21 protein-coding genes and 4 tRNA genes are annotated in these 23,099 nt (G+C 43.4%); 5 read left to right on the top strand and 20 right to left on the bottom strand.

The genetic code is table 11. The annotated features are described in order from the left end of the window. Positions 1–2: 2 nt before the first annotated feature. Positions 3–2,837 (bottom strand): isoleucine--tRNA ligase, encoded by a 2,835-nt coding sequence (gene ileS / locus G7Y46_RS02715; RefSeq protein ID WP_165252276.1) that lies wholly within the window; start codon positions 2,835–2,837, stop codon positions 3–5. A 120-nt stretch (positions 2,838–2,957) separates the two neighbouring features. Between ileS and G7Y46_RS02710 the strand changes: the two genes are divergently transcribed. Beyond that, on the top strand, positions 2,958–3,830 hold the full coding sequence (locus G7Y46_RS02710; RefSeq protein ID WP_165252274.1) for a DegV family protein: 873 nt from the start codon (positions 2,958–2,960) through the stop codon (positions 3,828–3,830). Further along, entirely contained in the window at positions 3,820–5,091 is a 1,272-nt protein-coding gene (dinB, locus tag G7Y46_RS02705) for a DNA polymerase IV (RefSeq protein ID WP_241157021.1), read from the top strand. Before G7Y46_RS02710 ends, dinB begins: the two co-directional genes overlap by 11 nt. 10 nt (positions 5,092–5,101) lie before the next feature. On the opposite strand, the gene G7Y46_RS02700 is transcribed toward dinB, so the two are convergent. Both G7Y46_RS02700 and glf read right to left on the bottom strand, forming a co-directional pair. Continuing rightward, on the bottom strand, positions 5,102–6,118 hold the full coding sequence (locus G7Y46_RS02700) for a glycosyltransferase (RefSeq protein WP_165252272.1): 1,017 nt from the start codon (positions 6,116–6,118) through the stop codon (positions 5,102–5,104). Next, positions 6,118–7,371 (bottom strand): UDP-galactopyranose mutase, encoded by a 1,254-nt coding sequence (glf, locus tag G7Y46_RS02695; protein WP_165252270.1) that lies wholly within the window; start codon positions 7,369–7,371, stop codon positions 6,118–6,120. Before glf ends, G7Y46_RS02700 begins: the two co-directional genes overlap by 1 nt. Before the next feature lie 178 nt (positions 7,372–7,549). On the opposite strand from glf, the gene pta reads away from it, so the two are divergent. Further along, complete coding sequence (gene pta / locus G7Y46_RS02690) at positions 7,550–8,542, top strand: phosphate acetyltransferase (protein ID WP_165252268.1); 993 nt, start codon at positions 7,550–7,552, stop codon at positions 8,540–8,542. A 25-nt stretch (positions 8,543–8,567) separates the two neighbouring features. Here the strand turns inward: pta and G7Y46_RS02685 are convergent, their stop codons facing one another. The 6 genes from G7Y46_RS02685 to rnd all read right to left on the bottom strand — a co-directional run bounded on the left by G7Y46_RS02685 (position 8,568) and on the right by rnd (position 13,791). Next, on the bottom strand, positions 8,568–9,767 hold the full coding sequence (locus tag G7Y46_RS02685) for an acetate kinase (protein ID WP_165060092.1): 1,200 nt from the start codon (positions 9,765–9,767) through the stop codon (positions 8,568–8,570). A gap of 99 nt (positions 9,768–9,866) precedes the next feature. Then, entirely contained in the window at positions 9,867–10,217 is a 351-nt protein-coding gene (locus G7Y46_RS02680; protein ID WP_165252266.1) for a histidine triad nucleotide-binding protein, read from the bottom strand. Between the two features lie 14 nt (positions 10,218–10,231). Further along, on the bottom strand, positions 10,232–10,483 hold the full coding sequence (gene xseB / locus G7Y46_RS02675) for an exodeoxyribonuclease VII small subunit (protein ID WP_165060085.1): 252 nt from the start codon (positions 10,481–10,483) through the stop codon (positions 10,232–10,234). A 4-nt stretch (positions 10,484–10,487) separates the two neighbouring features. Beyond that, the gene (gene xseA / locus G7Y46_RS02670) at positions 10,488–11,855 is read right to left on the bottom strand and encodes an exodeoxyribonuclease VII large subunit (RefSeq protein ID WP_165252264.1); all 1,368 of its coding nucleotides are present in this window, start codon (positions 11,853–11,855) and stop codon (positions 10,488–10,490) included. Positions 11,856–11,873: 18 nt separating this feature from the next. Next, positions 11,874–12,536: a zinc metallopeptidase gene (locus G7Y46_RS02665; RefSeq protein WP_165060079.1), complete on the bottom strand. Its 663-nt coding sequence runs from the start codon at positions 12,534–12,536 to the stop codon at positions 11,874–11,876. A gap of 91 nt (positions 12,537–12,627) precedes the next feature. After that, positions 12,628–13,791, bottom strand: a complete 1,164-nt coding sequence (gene rnd / locus G7Y46_RS02660) for a ribonuclease D (RefSeq protein WP_165252262.1) — start codon at positions 13,789–13,791, stop codon at positions 12,628–12,630. A gap of 69 nt (positions 13,792–13,860) precedes the next feature. Between rnd and G7Y46_RS02655 the strand changes: the two genes are divergently transcribed. Further along, positions 13,861–14,769 (top strand): diacylglycerol kinase family protein, encoded by a 909-nt coding sequence (locus G7Y46_RS02655; protein WP_165252260.1) that lies wholly within the window; start codon positions 13,861–13,863, stop codon positions 14,767–14,769. Here G7Y46_RS02655 and G7Y46_RS02650 read toward each other — a convergent pair. Next, positions 14,760–15,578, bottom strand: a complete 819-nt coding sequence (locus G7Y46_RS02650) for a TerC family protein (protein WP_165060070.1) — start codon at positions 15,576–15,578, stop codon at positions 14,760–14,762. The two genes, G7Y46_RS02655 and G7Y46_RS02650, sit on opposite strands and share 10 nt — an antisense overlap. A gap of 86 nt (positions 15,579–15,664) precedes the next feature. Here G7Y46_RS02650 and G7Y46_RS02645 point away from each other — a divergent pair, with 86 nt between their 5' ends. After that, positions 15,665–16,543 (top strand): teichoic acid transporter, encoded by an 879-nt coding sequence (locus tag G7Y46_RS02645; RefSeq protein WP_165252258.1) that lies wholly within the window; start codon positions 15,665–15,667, stop codon positions 16,541–16,543. Between the two features lies 1 nt (position 16,544). Here the strand turns inward: G7Y46_RS02645 and G7Y46_RS02640 are convergent. The 10 genes from G7Y46_RS02640 to gap form a co-directional block, all read right to left on the bottom strand. Then, a tRNA-Cys gene (locus G7Y46_RS02640) sits at positions 16,545–16,618 on the bottom strand. 55 nt (positions 16,619–16,673) lie between these two features. Next, a tRNA-Gly gene (locus tag G7Y46_RS02635) sits at positions 16,674–16,749 on the bottom strand. Between the two features lie 50 nt (positions 16,750–16,799). Further along, positions 16,800–16,874, bottom strand: a tRNA-Val gene (locus tag G7Y46_RS02630). A 93-nt stretch (positions 16,875–16,967) separates the two neighbouring features. After that, positions 16,968–17,873, bottom strand: a complete 906-nt coding sequence (locus G7Y46_RS02625; protein ID WP_165252256.1) for a cation diffusion facilitator family transporter — start codon at positions 17,871–17,873, stop codon at positions 16,968–16,970. A 62-nt stretch (positions 17,874–17,935) separates the two neighbouring features. Continuing rightward, positions 17,936–18,024, bottom strand: a tRNA-Leu gene (locus G7Y46_RS02620). Between the two features lie 70 nt (positions 18,025–18,094). Beyond that, positions 18,095–18,352, bottom strand: coding sequence for a preprotein translocase subunit SecG (secG, locus tag G7Y46_RS02615; RefSeq protein ID WP_165060062.1), 258 nt, complete (start codon positions 18,350–18,352; stop codon positions 18,095–18,097). A gap of 66 nt (positions 18,353–18,418) precedes the next feature. After that, positions 18,419–19,984 (bottom strand): 2,3-bisphosphoglycerate-independent phosphoglycerate mutase, encoded by a 1,566-nt coding sequence (gpmI, locus tag G7Y46_RS02610; RefSeq protein WP_165252254.1) that lies wholly within the window; start codon positions 19,982–19,984, stop codon positions 18,419–18,421. Continuing rightward, complete coding sequence (tpiA, locus tag G7Y46_RS02605) at positions 19,985–20,764, bottom strand: triose-phosphate isomerase (protein WP_165060056.1); 780 nt, start codon at positions 20,762–20,764, stop codon at positions 19,985–19,987. An 8-nt stretch (positions 20,765–20,772) separates the two neighbouring features. Next, positions 20,773–21,960 carry a phosphoglycerate kinase gene (locus G7Y46_RS02600; protein WP_165252252.1) on the bottom strand — a complete coding sequence of 396 codons (1,188 nt, stop codon included), beginning with the start codon at positions 21,958–21,960 and terminating at the stop codon, positions 20,773–20,775. A gap of 47 nt (positions 21,961–22,007) precedes the next feature. Next, on the bottom strand, positions 22,008–23,009 hold the full coding sequence (gene gap / locus G7Y46_RS02595; RefSeq protein WP_165252250.1) for a type I glyceraldehyde-3-phosphate dehydrogenase: 1,002 nt from the start codon (positions 23,007–23,009) through the stop codon (positions 22,008–22,010). Between the last annotated feature and the right edge of the window lie 90 nt (positions 23,010–23,099).

The raw sequence follows: 23,099 nt of genomic DNA, 5'->3' as shown, positions 1-23,099 counted from the left end.
TATTAGCTTTCCATTTTCTCTAACACATCTTCACAACGCTTACATACATCAGAGTGGTTAGCATTCTTGTCAAGCTCGCGATAATTCCAGCATCTCTCACACATTGGAAGGCTAGTATGGCTAACTTTTGCTACTAGTTCATCTGATTTCTGGAACTCAATAGTTGCCACAATTAACATCTCTTGGAACATTTGCTCTGTGTATTTCGAAGCAACATCAATCACTTCTTGTGGTGCGCTGACCACAACATCAGCTTCTTGACTCTTTTTTATTTCGCCATCGTTGCGTGCCGCTTCCAAAGCTTTTGTTACTGCATCGCGTATTTCTAAAAGCACATCGAAATCTGATTGTATTGCAGCTTTTGCGCCTTCTGGCATTTGCGGTACAAAGTCGCAAGATTGAGGCCACCCGGCAAGTTGCACGCTTTCAACGCGACCTTGCTTATTACGAATTGCCGGCGGATAGCACTCCCACACTTCATCTGCCGTAAACGAAAGAATAGGCGCTAATATTCGCACTAGTACCTCTAGCACGTTCATTAAAACGGTTTGGGCTGCCCTGCGGCGCAGCGAATTAATCGCTTCCGAATACAGCCTGTCTTTGACAGCATCCATATAAACCGCAGAAAGATCGTTTACAATAAAATCGTAGATGGCGCGATAAACATAGTGGAACTTATATTCTTCATAAGCGCTAGTAACGTCTTGCAGCAACTGTAATGTACGCACATGCATCCATTTATCTAAAGGTTCAAGTTCATCCCAAGTGCGCACAGCGTTGTTTTCATCGTCAAAATCATCCAAACTTCCCAAGAGGAAGCGGAATGTATTGCGAATGCGCCTGTATGCATCGGATGTGCGCTGCAAAATTTCATCGGAAATACTTACGTCCTGAGAATAGTCTACGCTGGCAACCCACAGGCGCAGTACATCGGCACCAGATTTTTTCATTATGTCAGCAGGGTCAATTCCATTTCCAAGCGACTTTGACATCTTCCTGCCCTCGGCATCTACTGTAAACCCACAGTGCATAACCGATTTATAAGGCGCAACTCCATATGCTCCCATACTAGTTAGAAGAGACGACTGGAACCAACCACGGTGCTGGTCAGAACCTTCAAGATACATGTCAGCCGGGAAACGCAGTCCTTCATCACAGCGATGCTTCAATACACTGGTATGAGACACTCCAGATTCCCACCAAACATCCAAAATGTCTTTTTCGGGAACTACATCAGCGCAACCGCACTTTTCGCATTTTGTCCCACGAGGTAAGTACTCTTTCGGATCTTTAGTAAACCACGCATCCGAACCCTCGGTACGGAAAAGCTCTATAACAGCATCAAATGTTGCTTCGTTAGCAATAGTAGAGCCGCATTTTCCACACTTAAATACAGGAATTGGCACACCCCAAGAACGCTGACGCGAAATGCACCAATCGGGGCGATCGGACACCATAGCACCTATGCGTCGCGAAGCCCATTCAGGAATCCAACGCACTTCATTGTTTATTACATTTAGCGCATTTTCCCGCAGCGAATTTTTATCCATAGAAACAAACCACTGATCTGTAGCGCGGAAAATAACAGGTTCGTGACAACGCCAACAATGTGGATAGGAGTGACTTATTGTCTGCTCGGCAACAAGGGTGCCCTGCTCGCGCAACCACTCAATAATTTTCGGGTTTGCATCGTTAACATTCAAACCAGAAAATGGTCCAGCCTCATCTGTTAACACTCCGTTATCATCAACGGGCATAAGCAGCGGTATATCAAATTCAAGCGCAACCAAATAGTCATCTTGACCATGCCCCGGAGCTGTATGAACAGCGCCTGTACCAGTATCTAAAGTAACATGATCGCCATAAATAACGCTACCTTTTAAGTCGTTTCGTACAGGGCACGTATACGAAACCCCACAAAGTTGTTTCCCCGGTATTCGCACAGGTTCACCCGATGCATCTGCCACAAGCGAATAATCTTGCCAATCGGCTGCTTGAGCAACTTGCTCTACAAGTTCTTCAGCCATTATCATATTTGAACCTGCAACCTGCACCATAACATACGCCGCATCGGGCGCTAAAGATACAGCTGTGTTAGCGGGAAGAGTCCATGGTGTAGTTGTCCATATAAGCATGTATGCATCGCCATCGGCACCTGCAGCTTCGAAGACACCGGGCATAGCATCTAGCTTAAATTTCACATATATAGAAGGTGAACTTTCATCACCGTACTCAATTTCAGCCTCAGCCAAAGCAGTATGACAGCGCATGCACCAATGTATTGGCTTACGTCCGCGATAAATAGACCCATCCAGATACATTTTCTTAAAAAGCTCTACGTTGCCAGCTTCGTAATCGGGAGTGTATGTTAAGTAAGGATTATCCCAATCGGCATTTACGCCCAAGCGCTTAAATCCTTCGCGCTGAATGCTTACATATTCAGTTGCCCAGTCGCGGCATTTTTGTCGAAGTTCTGGCTGAGAAGTTTCAGCCATTTTCTTCGCGCCAAGAGTCTTCTCCACCATATGTTCAATCGGCTGTCCATGACAATCCCACCCGGGAACATACGGCGTGAAATAGCCACGCTGCGCATGGCTTTTCACAACAAAATCTTTCAATATCTTATTGAAAGCATGACCAATATGAATAGGTCCGTTTGCATATGGTGGACCATCGTGCAGCACAAAAGGTTTTCCATCGCGATTTTTCTCAAGGATCTTCCTATAAAGATCCATCTCCTGCCACTTCTCCAAGCGCTTCGGCTCGTTCGTGGGAAGATTGCCCCTCATAGGGAAATCGGTCTTTGGCAAGATCATGGTGTCTTTATAATCAGCCATCTTGTAGAGCCTTTCTTTACAATTCATCAAACTAAAAGATTATATTAAAAGCCACACGCTTGTTCCACCAACCAAGGAGTAGAATTACATGAACTCAGGTACTACTAGATAGGAGCAAACATGAGCTTCGATATTATCACTGATTCTAGCTGTAACCTACCCGAAGATATGATAGAAGATTTCGGACTTCATATTTTACCTCTTACTTTTATGGTAGACGGCACACAGTATCAAAGTTATTTAAAGGGTGAAAAAACTGATTTGAAGCAGTTTTATACCATGATGCGCGAAGGCAAAATTATAACGACCAGCCTTCCAAATTTAACTGATGCTGAAGAAACAATGCGCCAAGTATTAGATGCAGGGCAAGATATTCTCTACATCGGCTTTTCAAGTGGGCTTTCAGGAACATACGAAGCGGTAGATCTTCTTAGCCGCGCCCTTGCTCCTGACTACCCTGATAGAAAGATATACACAGTAGATACGCTTGCAGCATCATGTGGTGAAGGTTTGCTAGTTTGGTATGCCGTACAGCTTAGACGACAAGGGAAATCTATCGATGAGGTGCGCGACTGGTTAGAGGAAAACAAACTTCATTTAGCACATTGGTTTACTGTGGATGATTTAATGTTTCTTTTCCGCGGCGGGCGCGTCTCGAGAACTAGCGCTTGGGCAGGAACGCTATTGAATATAAAACCTGTCATGCATATGGATAACGAAGGTCACTTAATTCCTCTCGAAAAAGTTCGCGGACGGCGCAAGTCTTTAAACGCCTTAGTAGATCATATGGAGCAAACAGCCAACCATCCGATAGAAGATCAGAAAGTATTTATTACGCATGGAGACTGCATAGAAGATGCAGAGTATGTAGCAAATCTTGTACGTGAGCGCTTCGGCGTTACCGACATAACAATAAATTACGTTGACCCAGTTATTGGCGCACACTCTGGTCCGGGAACTTTGGCTCTCTTTTTCTTAGCTTGTGAGCGCTAAAGAGCAGATAGATTCAGGCTTACTTCCCGAATGGAAAGCCCCAGCAATCCTGCTGGTAGACTTAGATGCCTTTTTTGCCAGCGTCGAGCAGTTAGATCACCCCGAATGGCGAGGCAAGCCTGTAATAGTTGGTGGCAAAGCATCATCACGCGGTGTGGTTTCCACGTGCTCTTACGAAGCCCGAGCGTATGGGGTACGCAGCGCAATGCCCGCCGCCATAGCAGAAAGATTATGCCCTGATGCCATATGGACACACGGTCATTTCGACAGATATAAAAAACTGTCCAGTCAAGTAATGGCCATCCTGCGCGATGAAACGCTTTTAGTTCAGCAAGTATCTATAGATGAAGCGTTTATGGATGTGTCGCCTACAAGAGTAAACAAGGAGCATCCAGTTAATATAGCCAAGCGAATAATAAAGCGAGTAGATGCACTCGGCATTACCTGTTCTATTGGTGTAGGCACTTCAAAATCGATAGCCAAGATTGCATCCGATATGGACAAACCGCACGGTTTAACTGTAGTTTATCCCGGAAGCGAACGTATATTTTTAGATCCGCTACCAATACGCACTATGAGCGGTATAGGACCATCTGCTGAAAAAAGACTAAAAGCTGCCGGGGTAAACACGCTGAAAGATTTTGCTGAAGCCAGCGAGGTGCTATTAACAAGTATATTTGGCAAAAATGCCGAAATGATGCGCATGCGCGCGCTTGGCTTAAACGATTCTGATATTGATACGCACGATGAAGTTAAATCGATTTCTAAAGAAATAACTTTTGCCGAAGATATAAGTACATACACCGAACTTAAATCGGCATTATCTACTCTTACAACGCAAGTCGCTCGCAGACTGCGCCTTAAAAACTTACGCGGACGCACTATCACATTGCGAATTCGCTTCAGCAACATGGAAACACATACGATACAAACTCAACTTACACACCCAACCGACAATGATGCGGTATTAATCCCGGTATTGCTAGATCTTTTGAAAAGCGTTTGGGAAGAGGGAATGCATGTACGCCTCGTTGGTGTTGGAATATCAAAATTCAACGAAAACGAAGTTGTGCAAGATTCTCTCTTTCCGGAAGAAAATGAATCCGACAAAAGCCTATACGAAAAACATCGCAGCCTTTCCAATGCTACAGATAATCTAAAAAACAGGTTCGGCGAAAAAGCTGTACGGTTCGGGCATGAAATACTCAACGAAGAGAAAACCACCGGTACGTCTTCAAAAAATCCCGCCGACTATAAGTAGCCTAGTCAAATCAATTAAAGTGGAATATACGCTGAGCTAAATGGTATCCACCAAGACCAACTTTTCTACCCAATTCCGTTGGAATGTTTGTACCAAGATTTAGCACATTGCTACGTATACGCCTGTACAGAGACTGGTCTTTCCGTTTTAGGTATTCCCAAATATCGGCTAGCTTCCTATCGTCTTCTTGTGTATTGCGCATTCGCAAAAAAACAGACGCAATACACATCATCATAGAGAGATAGCTTTCCATATACTTGCGAAGTCGCCTAGGTTCAAGCGACATTACATCTACATCGTCAATCATTTCACGTACAACACGCAAATGCTGATCTATGCGATTCATCATTACAGATTCATTGACCGACTGACCTTCTCGACCTATGAAATATCGATACATTGGCGTATCTATGTAATACATACTGCGAACATGCGGTAGTGGTACATACACGAAAATATTGTCAACATAAAAACAATGCTCGGGAAGTTGTAAATTTATATCAAGAAGAAGATCTGTTCTGTAGATTACAGAATGCATAAGTAAATACTGCGAGTGATTAAATGAGCCCACATCAGACCAAGTAAATACGCGATTCTCTGGAAATACATTGTTGTAGCGGATCTCTGTCCGAGTGTTCTCAAACACTTTCTCGTATACATAATTTGCTATAACCAAATCGGTTGGGGTGGCAACTTCGCTTTGTTTGCGAAGGTAGGTCATTATGTCGCCCATAGATTTAGCATCTAGCCAATCATCAGAATCTACGACCTTGTAATATAGCCCCTTAGCATTTGCAAGACCAGTATTAACCGCCGAGCCATGCCCACCGTTCTCTTTGTGTATAGCGCGAATAATATCGGGGTATTTCTGATGCCACGCATCAGCTTTTTCAGCTGTATTATCAGTTGAACCATCATTTACTATGATGATCTCTATATCTTCGCCACAATCTAAAAGAGACTCTATACACTTGTCCATATACTCCGCAGAGTTATAGCACGGTACCGCAAAGGTAATCGTCCTCATCAGACAGATTCCTTTGCATTAAAGTCGCCATTGTCCATTTTTGCAGCAATTTCTTCGGAAAGCTCTAATGCAAGTCCTATGATTTTATCCATGTTGTAGTACCGATATTCTGCCAAGCGCCCAAGCGGGAAAAAGTTCGAAAGACTTTCGGTCATTTTGCGATAGCGCTGATAGTGAGCATTATTCTCTTCATTAATAATTGCATAATAAGGAATTTGCGTTTCCGGATCGGTATATTCGCAAGAATACTCTTTCATTATTGTTGTATTCGGAGCCGTTTGACCCGTTAGATGCTTAAACTCGGTTATGCGGGTGTAGTCTTGCGAAACCGTATAGTTAACAGTTCCACAGGGAAACTTGTATTCCTCATCAAAAGTTTCATACACAAAATTGAGACTTCTGTATGGAAGACGACCAAAGCGCCCCAAGAAAAGTTCATCTAGAGGGCCAGAATATACTATTGGACCTGTAAATACCTCGTCTTTAACTTTGATAGCTGATAAGGCTGAATCCTCTTCTCCACCCTGAAACACTAATTCGAAAACACTGGTAGCGTCAGTATTTAAGCAAATGTCTATCCCCTCAAAATCCAGCATTTTTTCGAAAAGATCGGTGTATCCAGAAGCTGGCATTCCTTGGTAAGTATCTTGGAAGTATCTGTTATCTCTCGATATAAAAACCGGAACACGCGCAGTAACAGATGGGTCTACCTGATCGGGTGTTTGACCCCATTGTTTTTGCGTGTAATAAAGAAAAACGTTTTTGTATACAAAATCGGCTATCTCGACTAAATCCTGATCGCGCTGCTCACGAAGTTCGTTTATGGTTACTTTACGCTCGTCTCCAAATACATCGATAAGTTTTTGGATTAATTCCGCAGCACGCTCTTCTCCAAAAACTGTTTCCATTGAATTTTTATTAAATGGTACCGGAATATATGTGCCATACCAGTCGGCTAACACATGATGCTGGTATCCAATCCAACCCGTAAATTGACGCAAGTAGTTAAACACTTTCGAGTCGTTTGTGTGAAAAATATGCGGACCATAGCGATGAACAAGAATTCCCGCATCATCATATTCGTCATACATATTGCCGCCAATATGACTACGCTTTTCTAAAACCAATACTTTGCAATTACATTTTTCAGCCAACTGGCGCGCACTGACCGCGCCGGCAAAACCGCTACCAACAACTATTGCTTTATATTTCGAAATATCTACGTCTTTGAAATCGATGTACGAAACGCTCACGGGCTGTTTCCTTTCATGCAATTTATAGATAGTTATATTTTAGCGAAATGAACCATTAGGCGCATTACTTATTAAAATTCCCGCCCAAAGTAGATATAGGGCACATCACACAACCTCAAACAACCCGAACAGCAAACAGCAGTTAGAATTTCGTAAGAATCGAATTTAAGGAGTAGACATGAGCACATTTTTAGACGAAATGGTAAGTCGTGCCAAATCGCGCAAACAAACTATTGTTCTTGCAGAGGGAAACGACGAACGCACTCTTAAAGCAGCCGAGCAACTCCTTAATCAGAATGTTGCCGATCTTATAATACTTGGCAATGCAGATGAAATAGCCAATAGCAAATACAACCTTACAGGCGCAAATCTAATCGATCCGCAAACATCGCAATTGCGAGAAGAGTTAGCCAATGAACTGTTTGAACTTCGCAAACACAAGGGCATGACAATAGAAGAAGCGCAAACGCTGATATGCGATGTATTGTATTTCGGTGTAATGCTTGTAAAAACCAATCGCGCAAACGGTATGGTTGCCGGAGCCTGCCATTCTACAGGAGATGTACTGCGCCCTTCCCTACAGATTCTAAAGACTGCACCCGGGACAAAATTGGTTAGTTCGTTTTTTGTCATGGTTGTTCCCGATTGTAATTACGGCAATAACGGAACGTTTGTATTTGCCGATTGCGGCTTAGAGGTTCAGCCGGACTCTGAGCGTCTAGCTCATATTGCTGTGAATTCTGCTAAATCTTTCAGAACGCTTATTGGAGCAAAACCATATGTGGCAATGCTTTCACATTCAACATACGGATCGGCCAAAAACGACGATGCAACTAAAGTGGTAGAAGCTACTCGCATAGCGAAAGAACTTGCGCCAGATGAAGCTATCGATGGAGAACTGCAATTAGATGCTGCGCTTTGCCCTGATGTAGCGTCTGCAAAATGCCCTGCATCGCAGGTTGCAGGGAAAGCAAATGTACTTGTTTTCCCAGACCTAGACGCTGGCAATATTGGCTACAAACTGGTACAAAGATTAGCCAAAGCAGAAGCGTATGGTCCTATAACACAGGGAATTGCTGCACCCGTTAACGATTTATCCAGAGGATGCAGCGCAGAAGACATATTTGGCGTAGCTGCCATTACTTGCGTACAAGCACAAAATATTAACTAGCCGAAAAAGCCCGAAAAAGCCCGCGTTAAATACATTCGTGTACGATATCGAATGTATCGCGGGCAATCATATATTCTTCATCAGTGGGGATAACTAGAATATCTACCGCAGAATCATCAGAAGATATTCTGCGTTCTCCACCACGCAACTTGTTTTTCTCTAAATCGAGCACTATTCCCAAAGGTTGAAGACCTGCGAAAATGAGACGACGCATCTTGTCGCAATTTTCACCGACACCGGCACTAAGCACGATAATATCAACACCGCCCATTACAGCAATATATTGCCCAATATACTTCTTAACCGAATTAGAGTACATCTCATAAGCTAGTTGTGCGCGCTCATTGCCTTCTTCCGATGCTGTACGAACAGAACGAAGGTCGTTTGAGATACCAGATATACCTAAAAGACCTGATTTTTTATTCAACAGATCGTTCATTTCGGCAGCAGTTAGATTTTCGTGCTCCATGATGAAAGTAACAATTGCTGGGTCAATTGCACCTGAACGAGTGCCCATCATAAGACCATCTAAGGGAGTAAGACCCATAGAAGTATCTATAGCCACGCCGTGGTCAATAGCTGAAACAGAACACCCATTTCCAAGATGACATGTAATAAGCTTCAGATCGACCAACGGCTCGTCTACTAATGCTGCAGCTCGCTCGGCAAGATAACGATGCGATGTGCCATGAGCTCCATATTTTCTGATAGCGTATTTCTCATAAAGCTCGTATGGAATTGGATACATATAAGTTTTTGGCTGCAATGTTTGAAAATAAGATGTATCAAAAACAGCAACCATAGGTTTATCAGGCATATGATTGCGACACGCCTCTATTCCCATCAAAGCAGCTTTATTATGAAGTGGAGCCAGCTCGGCTAATTCGTCAATTTTCTCAATAACGTAATCGTCAATTAGAACTGATCTGTCAAAATATTTTCCACCCTGTACAACTCGATGCCCTATTGCATCAATCTCATCAAGCGAATTTACAGCCTTATTAGGACCGGTGGTCAAAGCTTCCAGAACAAGCGACATTGCCTGATCGTGGTCAGCCATTTCAGTATCTATAACAACTTCGTTATCGTCTATCCCATGTTTATGGAATGCCTCTTTAGAGCCAACCCGTTCACATATCCCTTTTGCAAGAACAGTTCTGGTTTCAAGATTCACTAACTGATATTTCAGTGAAGATGAACCTGCATTAAGAACGAGAACATTCAAAACAATGCCTCCGTATGTGCGGTTTACTTAGTCCAACAATAATATAGCGATACCAAGAATCATGCCCTCTAACTGGTATTTCTTTCGGCGAGTGGGCTCTTAAAGCGATGGATCTCCGTCATTCATCTTCCCTCCACCTAATACGTGCACATGTATATGATGAACGGATTGGCAAGCGTCGTCGTTCGTGTTAACAATTACCCGGAAACCGCTTTCGCGTATACCTTTTATATCTGCAATCTTGCCTACTGTTTGCATTATATGAGCCATAGTCTCGTCAGGAATATTATCGGCTATATTGTCATAATGATCTTTAGGAATTATCAGCGTATGTACAGGCATCATAGGATTCAAATCCTCAAATGCCACAATATGTTCGTCTTCGTACACCTTATTCGATTCAATTTCTCCAGATACAATTTTGCAAAAAATGCAATCGTCTTTAACCACAATCAGTCCTTTCTTTAGGCTTTTAGAAGTGTTGTGTCTTGAACATCGTCGGAGGGAGCCTCAGCCAATTCTCCCATAAGTACTTCAATTTTCTGTTCGGCATCGTTTAATCTATCTTGCAAATTCGCAAGAAGCGCCACACCTCGAGAATATTTTTCAAGACTTTGTTCAAGTTCCAATGTTCCTGTTTCTAAGACACCAACTATACCTTCCAATTCAGTCATCGCCTCATTGAAAGTAAGGTCATTTATAGATGAATCTGACATAAGTTTATCCTTTCAAATTCTCTAAAGATAATGCTACTTCCCTAGTTTTATCTATTGAACAATTTATATATCCATCACTTACCATTACTTCCAACTTATCGCCGGAATCTATCTGCTTGACAGATGTAACAAGCGCGCCGTTACAATTTATGGCTATGGAATATCCTCTAGCAACAACAGAAAGAGGTGAAAGATCGTTCAATCTAGCCGCAGATAAAGCCATATCTTCATAAAAGCCGTCCAAGATGTGATGCCCTACTCTTTGCAAATTTGCCGCAGATGTTGCCAGATCGCGGCGCGGTATTGCGGATACGCGCTTCAAATTGTTAAGAAGCGAGTAGCGCATTAATATCAACTTGGACTGCATACTGGCAATATAAGACGGTAAGGCTCCTTCCAATTTTGACGAAATCTCATCTAAAGATCTGGCGTAAGGCTCAAGTATTCTCATAGGATCAGCAATAGGCAACCTTAAACTACAAGAATCTAAAGCAGATTGAAGATATCCTATTTTTCTTTCCATGACATGATGCATGCGATACGACATTGAATCTAGGCTAGATCTTATTGCATCAGCAGACGCAGATACCGCCTCTGCAGCAGCTGTAGGAGTAGATGCTCGTAAATCTGCAGCCATGTCAGCAATTGAAGTATCGGGTTCGTGTCCTATACCAGTCACAATGGGAACATCTAAAGAAGCTATGGTTCGAACAAGCATTTCATCATTAAAAGGCATTAAATCTTCAAATGAACCACCGCCTCTAACCAGCAATATAACATCTACGTGCCTATCAGCGATTAGCTTCAATGCGCAAGCTATTTCACTTGGAGCAGTATTTCCCTCAACAGGAACACCGGCAAATAATACTTTTGAAAGCGGTAGGCGTCTTCTAAGGGTTCGCAACACATCGTGAACCGCCGCACCTCTAGGTGACGTAACAAGACCTATTCGCTCGGGAATTGCTGGAATAACCTTCTTGCGGCTAGAATCAAAAAGACCTTCTGCCTTTAGTCGTGCCGCTAAATTTGCAACTTGCATCCGAAGCATACCTTCACCAGCTAAAGATATGCTAAATACATCAAAGTTCATTCGACCTTTAGCTGCATACAGAGTAAATCTTCCCGATAGTTCAACCATGGCTCCAACATTAAGCTGAACACCTGATGCAGAATAGCGATTATTCCACATCATGCACGGAAGCGAAGATTTCTCATCTTTTATAGTGAAATAAACCGCTTTGTATCTGGCGTTAATTGAAACTTCGGATACTTCACCAAGGATATTTATTACAACGCCTTCTAAAGCGCTTTTAGCAAGCCCCATAGCAGCCGATACACTTAGCGCATTTGATTTACCTTCGTTTTGCTCCATAATTCTTGCGCCAATTGACTATTCGCGATTTTGACCCAACAGCCAAAGTAACTGCAAAATAGATGTTAATGCAGCAGCTAAATATGTTAGAGCACATGCACGCAAAACATCAAAAGCACCTTTTTGCTCTGCCGCAGGCAAACCGATAGTGCCCATATAAACCATGGCGCGTCTGGAAGCATTAAATTCTACTGGCAAAGTTACAAGCTGAAATAAAACTACCACGGCATACATTATGATTGCCACCCAAACAAGACCGACAATATTCAAAAAGATACCTAATATAAGTATAAATATCCAAGCATTAGACGCTAAGTTAACAGCTGGCACAATAGATGTTCTAACCTTCATGGGAGTGTAATCTGCGGCATATTGGCACGCATGCCCAACCTCATGACATGCAGTTGCGGTAGCTGTAACACTACTGCCAGAATATGCCTCTGGCGACAGAGTAACCGAATTGGTTCTGGGATCAAAAAAGTCTTGACCTGCTCCACCTTGGCGCACTTCGACTCCCTGTATTCCGTAATAACTAAGCATCTGACGTGCCGCCTGAGCCCCTGTTAAGCCGTTCTGAACACGAACTTTAGAATACTGGCGCAATTTGGAATTTACATAAGCCTGAGCCCCAAGCCCGATAGCCAAAGTAACCACTATCAGCATTAAATAACTATAGTCCATTACTACTTATCCCTTCTCTAGTTTTGAAAAGATATTAACATACAAAAGTTCGATATCAATATTGCAAACTTAGACTTTAAGAAACGGTTACTTAATCAACTTCCAATTCGCTTGATTTGTCTACAACAAGTTCTCCGTTGCAAAGACGCATAGACATCTTTCCATCTAATAGCGCTATAAGCTCATCCCCCACAAGTTCGCGCCTCCACCCTTTCATAACTTCAGAATGCTCTGTGTGCCCTCGGGCAACAAGCGACAAATCGCTATGTGAGGCAAGCGTCTGCATAGCTATTTCATTTTCCTTCGCACGAAGTCTTACCAGTGCCTGCATCAAGTCTAGCGCAGCATCTACATTTGGTTCGTTGTGCTGAGAAGCGTACAGTTGGGGCAGTTCGTCTTCTGGAATTTTCATCGCTTTATTTATGCACGCAACAACATCTCTCGCATCGCGCGTAGATACGTGTTGCTTAACGCCGCGCACCATGAAAAGTTCGTTAATATTAGTAGCTTCACGCTTGCAAGCTTCTACAATCTCTTCATCGCCCATAACCCATTTTCTTGGAATGTTACGTTTCCTAGCTGTTATCTCGCGCCAAGCAGCAACCTCTCTGGCAGCTGCAAGCTGCGTTCCTGAAAGTTGGTTTACTCTTTTTAATCGGATATAGCGCGCATACGGGTCTACTTTGTATTTTTCTGGGTCGGCAAGTTCTTGAAAATCGGCATCTAACCAATGTAGTCTACCCTTTTCTTCCAACAAAGCGCGCATGCTTTCATATAGGCGCGGAAGATACGCAACATCATCAGCTGCATAACGTATTTGAGAATCGGTTAATGGGCGCTTCGCCCAGTCGGTATAAGAATCTCGCTTTTTAAGCCTAACCCCACACATTGTATGCACAAGAGAACCAAAACCAACCTGATGCGACTGCCCCAACAGCGCAGCCGCAATTTGCGTATCGAATAAAGGCCACGGCGAGCATCCTACCTCGCGCAGTAGTATTTCAATATCTTGGCTGCCAGCATGAAAAAGCTTCATAATGTCTTCATTGCTTAATAGCGGTTTGAGTACGCTAAGTTCTCCGCATGTAAATGGGTCTACTATTGCTATTTCGCTATCTGTCGCCAATTGCATCAGGCAAAGTTTCGGATAATAAGATTTTTCGCGCATAAATTCTGTATCTATTGCAAGAACGCTAGATTTAGACGCTCTTTCCGCAAAATCAATTAGCTGTTTTTGGTTAGAAATATAGAGCAAAACAAACCTTTCGCTTAATGCATTAATGTACTATGTGTTAGTAACATCTTATCAAGAAGGGAAATTGAAGTGAAATTACTCGTTGTTAACAATACGGCATCGGGCTTAGGAGACTTATCAGTTTTCGATTTTTGCCGCGCATTTGCCGAAGATGGCGACGAGATTATCATTAGAACAACAAACGGAACGAGCGATTTGCGCACGTTTCTAGGAGATGCTGATAAGTTCGACTGCGTTGTAGCTGCAGGAGGCGACGGCACTGTTTCTTCAGTAGCTTACATGTTGGCTAATACAGGCATCCCAATTCTTCCTTATCCGGCAGGAACAGCCAACTTACTTGCCATGAATCTAGCATCGCCAAGCGATATTCACGAGTTTGTAAAAATGGCACGCCAAATGAATACTATGGAATTTGACTTTGGTGAAATTGAACTTAGCGACGGTCAGCGTTTCGGTTTCGCGCTAATAGCCGGTGCCGGATATGATGCCACCATAATGAAATCTGCTGAATTCGGCAAAAAACTCTTAGGTCCTGTGGCATATTTCACATCCGCTTTTGCAAACGCAACTCCCCAGTATTCGCAGTTTGAACTTACCATTGACAATGAAATTATTCACACAAGCGGCGTTGGTGTGCTTATCATCAACTTCTCAAAAATACAATTTGACATATCTTTAGTACATCAAAACGAACCGCGCGATGGCGCTTTTGACGTAGTGGTCTTTCATACAAAAGATGCGTTTGGCTTAATCCCGGCTTTATTTGCCGCAATCTTAGATCGCAATGGCGAATTTCCAGAGCGCACAGACGCTTTAGAAGTTTACAGAGGTACCACGATAGAGGTAAAAGCCGATCCGTCTTTACTCGTGCAGTATGATGGAGAAGTTACCAGCACAAATACGCCATTTAAAGTTCGAATGATGCCAGCTGCAGCTACGTTTGTAGTATCAGATGAATGCTTGAAGCTTTATTCCTGATTCGCAGCAGAATTGTCCTTGCACTGCTGTAGTCTGTAGGCGCGCACATTAGAGTTATAGCGCATTTGAATAAGTTCCAAAACAATTGCAAATACCATTGCAAAATAAACCATCAGTTTCTCTAAGTGCATGTCAAGCACTTCTATTCCCGTGGTAATTCCGCAGGAATCTAGCACCAGCAACACACCAATAGCCGCTATAAATACAAGTGCCAGTATCTTCATTTCCACATTCTTATTAATGAAATCAGATATTGGATCAATAAAGACCATCATTACTACAATCGCAATAATGACTGCCAAAATCATTACTATAAGATGCTCAGCTAAACCTACCGCAGTAATAACAGAGTCTATAGAAAAGACAATGTCCATAATCATTATCGTTCCTATTGCCTGCGGCAATGATATGAGATGAGCTTGCTTGTGTTCTTTAGATGTTTGCGCCTTTAACTCGGTCAATTGCAACATATCTAGAAGTTCCCGAATACCTTTATATATTAAGTAAGCGCCACCAGCCAACATAACAATATCGCGTATTGTAAATTCGTGCACAAACGCACCAATGTTAACTGTAAACAGCCCATATGTCATATGAACAAGCCAGCTAGCGAAGCATAAAAACAGCACGCGCATAATTAACGCACCGGCAAGCCCCAACTTCCTGCCAATGTGGCGCTTTTCAGGAGCTAGACGGTTCGTCGTTATAGAAATGAAGACAATATTATCTACACCTAGTACGATTTCTAGGAAAGTCAGCGTAAGAAGACTGATCCATGCTTCGGGGGTTGTAAATATGCTTAAATCCATGATGCTTAGGCTAACAGAGTGAGACTTTCTGCGCAATGGTATAATCTGCCTTCGATACCCAATTGTTTAGGAGCGTAGGAGCGCGTATGCCTAGCGGGCCAGAAACCGACATGCCAAATCATAAATCCAGCATAACGGAAGATACTACTCAACTACCAGATACGTTTATCCCCACAAATCGAGCGCCTAAGATTACGAACAGTTACAAAGCTCCAAATAAAAATATTTCTGATGATGGAAAAATTTACTATCTAAGTGGCGAGGCTCTTGAAAGACCAATTTTGCCGCCTAAAAAAATTGTAAGAGCATCGTTAATTTTGATTATTATCGCTGCTGTGATTGGCGGTATATTTCTCTTCATTTATCTGGATGGAGTATTTAACGCTCCTTTGCGCGAACAACAAAAGCTAGAAGAAAATATTCAAAAAGAAGTTGACTTAGGTTTGCCGAATCTACAAACGCTCGTTTCGCTAGATGATGCTTCAATTCTTGCAAAACTCCAAGAAAGCGGCGCAACACTATATGAAAAAGTACCCGTTGGTTCAGAAAAACCTTTTGAAGTTATCAAACTTCCAGCTGATGTAGCACTTGCCGATGCCGCAGCGTTATATCTTCAGGGAATATCATCGCTGTCGGCATCTGAAGCAGCACTTCTTTTAAACGGTTCATGGGATCTAACAGTGAACCGCGAAAAAGGTATAAACATGGGAATTCATTATGCCGATTTCAAGTCTGGAACCATTGAGCAGGCTATAAGTGAAGCTGCCCACAGTCAAGAGTTTGACACTAATGGAAATATTGATTCCGGCGAAGACTCGTCAGGAAACACATATATATCCGGTGCTACAGACATAGACGGCAAGTCTTACTCGTGGCGTGTATCAGCCGTGCCGCTTTCAGCAGTTTACAGTCAATCGGGGCTACCCGAAAATGCAATTTATGTAGGAATTAGGATTTACTCGTAATTGGAGGCGACGCCCGGATTCGAACCGGGGATGAAGGCTTTGCAGGCCTCTGCCTTACCACTTGGCCACGTCGCCAATTCAGTCTTTAGAAAAAGGGCCGGCCATTCTCTGACCGGCCTCGTGTTTCTAATGGAGCGGACAACGGGGTTCGAACCCGCGACCCCCACCTTGGCAAGGTGGTGCTCTACCAGCTGAGCCATGTCCGCATCGCAAGCGTAAATGATACTAAAACGCTTCATTGCATGCAAGAGGTAAATGGTGGGCGGTACAAGATTTGAACTTGTGACCCCTACCGTGTCAAGGTAGTGCTCTCCCCCTGAGCTAACCGCCCGTCTAAGTGCCTCTGACGTGCAACGGTTCGATATATTAACAGATGATTTGCCTATGCGAAAGAAAAAATTTGTATCGGCTTAGAAACTAGCGTCTATAACACGTCATCGTCATATCCATATGGTTCTACGTGTACAAGAACCTCAACTAAACTAGGAAAAGCATCTTTCAATTTGCTTTCTAGCTTGTCGCCTAATCTGTGCGCTTCTAATACAGTCATTTGCGGATCTACCAAAAGATGCAAATCGCAATAAACTTCCGCCTCTGTCCCTCGCGATCTGACAGCATGCACATCTACTACGCCGGGGATGCCTTTTGCCATTTCCAAAATGCGTTCCTTTGGAATTTGCGAATGATCGGAAAGCGGTCGAAGAGAACTGCGAAATACACTTATTGCTGAAATAACTATAAATACGGTGACAACAAGAGCCATTATAGGATCGGCTATAGGAAACCCAGCCTGTACCAAAACAAGCCCGACAATTACTCCAATAGACGTTAAAACATCCGATAAAGTATGCATAGCATCAGCTGCCAAAATTGAACTAGAGAAACGCTTTGCACACTTTCGCTCATATGTGGTGACACACAAATTTACAACTAGTGTTATTCCCATTACCGTATACGACATAGGAGTTATTGTTGCGACATACACACCTGAAAATATACGTTCTATGGCACCTGAACCTACTTCAAAAGCGGCAATAATCAAAAAACATCCTATAACAAGCGAAGCAAACAATTCGAATTTGGAATGCCCATATGGATGCGTGCTGTCAGCCGGACGCCCAGCAATAAAAATACCTATTAATCCAACAACGTTGCCTAAAGAATCTATAAGTGAGTGCATGCCGTCAGCGCTCATAGACATAGATTGAGACATAATGCCCCACAATAGTTTCGCTAACGCTACAACAACATTTAAAACAAAAACAACAGCAAGCACTCGAGCCACAGAACGTGCATGTGAATTTGTATGCAATAAGTTCGTCTGCAACATTCGTCCCAATCTTCAAAACCTGCATATATAAAAAAGCCACCCGAAGGCGGCTTGAAATTTCTTGGTGTCGGAGGCGGGATTTGAACCCGCACACCCGATATGTGGGCACCAGCACCTCAAGCTGGCGTGTCTGCCATTCCACCACTCCGACACGTATTCCGCGAATGCTTGACTATTCTAGCAGATGCACGGACGCGGACAACCGGCAACTGCGCGAAAAACTATCCTTGGCTTATAGTGCCGTGAGGAAAGATAATCATAAGCACCAGAAGAGACAGCATAAAAACTATTGCACATATAATAGTTATGCGGTCTAAGTTCTTTTCTATGATGCTGGTACCCGTCTGGGTTGAATACATAGAACTTGCAATAGCATCCGATATGCCAGTTCCCTTTCCTGAATGCATAAGAATAAATATGACTAAGCCTACTCCGGAGAGTACGAGCAAAATCAAAAATATGATTACCAATGGAGTCAAAACGTCACGTCCTTTTTGTTTACGTTTCTAGTACGCAAAACTGAAATTATAGCGATTGATATCCTATCAAGCAAGCAAATTCGATCCTGTCATCACAGACGGCACAGCAAGCCCTATAGCAGACAGCAAAGTAGGGGCTATATCTGCCAGCTTTCCTTCTTTTTTTTGAAGGTCTAAGTTAGAACCCGTCTCATCGACCAATATAAAAGGAACAGGAGCCGTAGTATGTGCCGTGTGAGGAGAGCCATCCTTAGCTATCATAACATCGGCATTGCCATGATCTGCAGTGACAAAGGCTATACCGCCTTTGCGCCCTATAGCATCAAGCACCTTTCCAACCCCGCCGTCAACCGCCTCAACTGCAGCTATCGCAGCAGGTATAACGCCTGTATGTCCGACCATATCGCAATTTGCAAAGTTTACAATGTAAACATCAGCTAAATCGGAGTTAATAGCGTCCACAAGTTTATTTGTAACCTCTGGTTCACTCATTTCTGGCTGCAAATCATATGTTGCCACTTTTGGACTGTTCACCAAAATGCGTTCCTCTGCGCACTTAGGCTCTTCTTTTCCCCCGTTAAGGAAGAAAGTAACATGCGCATATTTTTCAGTTTCTGCAATGTGTAGCTGCTTTAATCCTAAATCGGCTAGAACATCAGCGAGAACATTTTCTGGGAACGTCTTTGGGAAAGCGACAGGAGCCGCTATATCAGGATCGTATTCCGTAAGACAAACAAACTCTACATTTGGATTGCAAGCCCTATCAAATCCGGAAAAATCTTCATCTACAATGGCGCGAGTAATTTGGCGTGCCCTGTCGGGTCGGAAATTGAAGAAAATAACAGAATCTCCATCGCGCATGCCGCGATCGTTTAAAGCAACTGGCACTACAAATTCATCGGTAACAGAATTTGCATACGAGCGCTCTACCACTTCAACAGGATCAATACTTTCTGCATCTGCTGCACATACAATTGCATTGTAGGCTTTCTCTATGCGCTCCCAACGATTATCTCTGTCCATTGCATAGTATCGCCCCTCAATACTTGCTATGCGCATTTCACATGCACCGTCGTATTCAAGCGCTAGTTCGTCAATTTTGCTTTGCAATTTGCGAACATAGCCAGATCCGCTTTCCGGGGGCACATCTCTGCCATCAAGAAAACAGTGGATAAAAACACGCGGCACTCCGAATTCCGCAGCTGCTTTCAACAATGAGTAAAGATGCGAATTTGAAGAATGTACTCCCCCGTCGCTTAAAAGACCCATCATATGAACGACACCATTGTTGTTTTTTGCACCTGCAAAAGCATTTTGAATAACAGAATTAGATGCCAGCGAACCGTCTTCGCAAGCGTTATCAATGCGAGTAAGTTCTTGGTGAACTATGCGTCCCGCACCAATGTTTAGATGCCCTACTTCTGAATTACCCATCTGACCAGCAGGAAGCCCAACTGCATTTCCAGAGGCTTGAAGAGTAGTCCATGGACGGCTGGCAAAAAGGCTATCTAAAACCGGAGTATTGGCAAGCGAGATAGCGTTACCGTCTCCCTCAGCAGATAGCCCAAAGCCATCCATTATTATCAAACACGCCGGTAAGCGCAAATTTTCCCTACTAATAGAACATGTCATTTACAGCGCTTCTTTCACGATAGATATAAACGATTTCGCCTTCAAAGAAGCACCGCCTATAAGACCGCCGTCTATGTCGGGCTGCGCCAACAACAGATTTGCGTTGCCTTCATTCATAGAGCCACCGTAAAGAATTCGCATGCCTTGCGCACACTCGTCTGTAAACATGTCACTTAATGTTGATCTAATGGCTGCGCAAACTTCCTGAGCCTGCTCAGGCGTGGCTGTTCTGCCACTACCAATAGCCCAAACAGGCTCATAAGCAACTACAGCATTTTTAACATCGCTTTGGTTAAGCCCCGCAAAAGCAGCTTTCACCTGTGCGGTAATAAATTCAATATATGTGCCTTCATCGCGCACAGCTAGCGATTCGCCTACGCACACTATAGGGTTAATAGGGTCAACGTGCTCGCCTATCAAAGCCTTAACTTTTGCATTGACATCTTCATTTGTTTCGCCAAGTAAATTCCTACGCTCCGAATGACCAACGATGCAATATTTGCAGCCAATCTCACGCAACATATTTACCGATATTTCACCAGTATATGCGCCACTGGGCTCCCAATAAACATTTTGCGCACCAACTGCAACCTTAAGACGATCAAACTCAAAAACCGTAAGAACTGGTTTTAAGTCTATATAAGGAGGACAAACCGCAACATCTACATTGTCAAGCCAGTCTCTGTCGAATTCGTTTGAAATCTCCTGAGCAAGCACTACGGCTTCACTAATAGTATTATTCATCTTCCAATTTCCGGCAATGAGCGGTTTGCGTGTCATTTTGACTCCTATCGTCTAAGGGCTTCTACGCCCGGTAAAGCCTCTCCTTGTACTAATTCCATAGAAGCGCCGCCACCTGTAGATATAAACGTCATTTTATCTGCCAAGTTAAATTTGTTTACAGCAGCCACAGAATCGCCGCCGCCAATTATTGTATCTGCCAAAGCATTGTCAGCAACCGCTTGCGCTACAGCTTTTGTTCCCGCAGCAAAGGGTTCCATTTCAAAAACACCCATTGGACCATTCCAAAATACGCTACTTGCTTGTGCTATGGCTTCAGAATACACACGAGATGTAACAGGTCCTATATCTAGTCCCATCATATCGCTTGGAATATCATCCACTGAAACAACTTCACACTCAGCATTCTCATCAATTGCACCTGCAGCAACTACATCTTGCGGAAGAAGAAGCTTCACGCCATTGGTTTTGGCTTTTTCTATCATCTGAGCGGCTCGGTCTACCCAATCATCTTCTTTAAGAGAGGAACCAACATCTTTGCCCTGAGCAAGCAAGAACGTAAAGCACATCGCGCCGCCAATTATTAAAGTATCGGCTTTGTCTAAAAGCGAATCTATAACTTTTATCTTGTCGGATACTTTAGAGCCTCCAAGTATCGCCACAAAGGGACGTTTGGGAGCATCTAACATACCAGTTATGGTTTCCACTTCCTTCTGCATAAGATAACCAGCGTATGCAGGAAGCAATTTTGCAACACCTGCTGTGGAAGCATGTGCTCTGTGCGCAGTACCAAATGCATCATTTACATACACATCAGCCAAATTGGCAAGTTCTCTACAAAAATCGGCATCGTTGCTTTTTTCTCTAGAATCAAAGCGTAAGTTCTCAAGAACTAACACGTTGCCATCTTTTAGAGCAGCCGCTTTTTCTTTAGCATCGCCACCCACGGTGTCGCTAGCAAACACAACCGGCATAGCCAAAATTTCAGACAAGCGCTGCGCAGCTGGCTTCAAAGAAAAATCAGCCTCAAAGCCTTTACCCTTCGGTCTGCCCAGATGACTTACTAAAATAACACGAGCGCGACTATCAATAAGTTTTTGTATAGTGGGAAGCGCAGCACGAATTCTCGTGTCGTCAGTCACTTCGCCATTTTTTAGCGGAACGTTAAAGTCAACGCGCACAAGAACCTTTTTACCCGCCAAATCAGCATCATCAATGCTTTTAATATCAGCCATATTAACCTTTCATCTATTTTGCAAGACTGGCTTCACACCGCAAGTTATTACAGCATTATTTTGGCTAAGTCTTTTACGCGGTTGGAATAACCCCATTCATTATCGTACCAGCTGATGCACTTGACGAAATTGCCTTTCCCACCAAGCACCATCGTAAGCTTAGAATCGAATATAGATGAGGAAGAATTTCCAACTATATCAATAGAAACAATCGGATCTTCCATGTACTCCAAAATGCCCTTCATAGGACCTTCTGCTGCAGCTTTCATAGCGGCGTTTATTTCGTCGATAGTAACTTCACGCTCTAGCTCTACTGTTAAATCTACCATTGAGCCATCAGGCGTTGGAACGCGGGTAGCAAAACCATCCAACTTGCCTTTAAGCTGCGGAAGAACCAACGCTACCGCGCGTGCGGCTCCTGTAGTAGTAGGAATCATCGACATAGACGCTGCGCGGGCACGACGCAAATCTTTGTGAGGAAGATCCAAAATTTTCTGGTCGTTGGTATATGCGTGTATCGTGTTCATAAAACCGCGCTTAATTCCAAAATTATCAACTAGTACCTTTGCGAAAGGTGCTAAGCAATTTGTTGTGCATGAAGCATTTGAAACGATGTTGTGCGCAGCTTTATCGTAGGTATCATCGTTTACGCCCATAACTATTGTGGCATCCACATTTTTGCCGGGCGCTGAAATAATAACCTTCTTAGCACCGGCTTCAAGGTGAGCCTTGGCTTTTTCACCATCGGTAAAGAAACCAGTTGACTCAACTACGATTTCTACACCCAATTCACCCCATGGCAAGTCTGCTGGATTGCGCTCGGAAAGAACCTTAACTTTGTTGCCATCGGCAATAAAGCCATCTTCTACTACCTCAACATTGTCAAAAAAACGACGGTGCACCGAGTCGTATTTCAGCAAGTGTGCCATTGTAGGAATGTCACCAAGGTCGTTCACCGCCACAACCTCTAGATCGGGATCGTTTGCCATTGCGCGAAATACGAGACGCCCGATTCTACCGAAGCCATTGATGCCGACTTTCGTTGCCATGTTTGTTCTCCTTTACGACTTTTGCGGCTTAATGCCACATACGAACATGTAAAAGATATTACCACGCTGTTTTTGTTAACCATACCTTTA

Origin of the sequence: Adlercreutzia sp. ZJ304 (genome assembly GCF_011039075.1) — a bacterium.
GTDB lineage: Bacteria > Actinomycetota > Coriobacteriia > Coriobacteriales > Eggerthellaceae > Adlercreutzia_A.
This window is presented reverse-complemented; position numbering and strand designations above follow the sequence as displayed.